Source organism: Clostridium cibarium, assembly GCF_014836335.1.
Lineage (GTDB): Bacteria > Bacillota > Clostridia > Clostridiales > Clostridiaceae > Clostridium > Clostridium cibarium.
Genome location: NZ_JACSRA010000071.1, coordinates 1 through 945, shown reverse-complemented (window position 1 = coordinate 945; position 945 = coordinate 1). Strand labels below are relative to the sequence as shown.

At 30.9% G+C, this 945-nt stretch carries 2 tRNA genes; both read left to right on the top strand.

Annotated features, from left to right (window positions below):
• Positions 1-77 precede the first annotated feature (77 nt).
• Positions 78-151 (top strand) — tRNA-Gly (locus H9661_RS19350).
• A gap of 134 nt (positions 152-285) precedes the next feature.
• A tRNA-Arg gene (locus H9661_RS19345) sits at positions 286-361 on the top strand.
• Positions 362-945 lie beyond the last annotated feature (584 nt).

The window sequence follows — 945 nt, the reverse complement described above, 5'->3', positions numbered from 1 at the left end:
GGCGGAATTGGCAGACGCACTAGACTTAGGATCTAGCGCCTTAGGCGTGGGGGTTCGACTCCCTTCATCTGCACCATGCGGGTATCGTATATCGGTAATACTCCAGCCTTCCAAGCTGGAAAGGTGGGTTCGATTCCCACTACCCGCTCCAGAAAAAGCAACTAATATTGGTTGCTTTTATTTTTTTGTAGATCTTGTGTATAAAAAAGAAGTTATCCACATTTTATATTAAAAAACAAAGAAATATGTGGATAATTTTTTGTTATATAGTATAATTAAATATATGCTCCTATAACTCAGGTGGATAGAGTGCAGGACTTCGAATCCTGATGGCCCCGTTCGAATCGGGGTAGGAGTACCATTATTTTTTCTTAAATATCAATCTATATTCATTATGCTATTTAAAATATTAAATTTCATTTCTGTAATAAATACATATTTTAATCCTATAGAATTTTTCTCAGAAGGTAATTTTAATAACTCTATCTAAATTCAACTTGTTCGCCAAAGTAATTTTCATATGTTCAATGGTTATTTTATAAGGCTGTATTATAAGTATTATACGTTAGTATATATTGTTCTATATATAGAAAGAAGAAAAACTCATCCGAGTGTATCAATAATAGAAATAGAGTGTAAATACAAGAAAATAAGAGAAAATACCATATAATATTTCATAATGCAACATAAATTCAAAGTAATATATACAGGCTATGATAGAATAGTCAATGTCCTCAAGAAAAAGAAACAAAAAACACGAAGAAATGTTGAAATAGTACAAAAAAAGTGTTGACAGTAATCTTTATGAGTGATAATATTAACAAGTCGCTATTGAGCGATGAGATCTTTGAAAATTGAACAGATATGGATAAGTTAAAAACCAGCAATTCTTTTAGAGTAAGTTTTTTGAGTAGATTAAACTTTTTATTGAGAGTTTGATCCTGG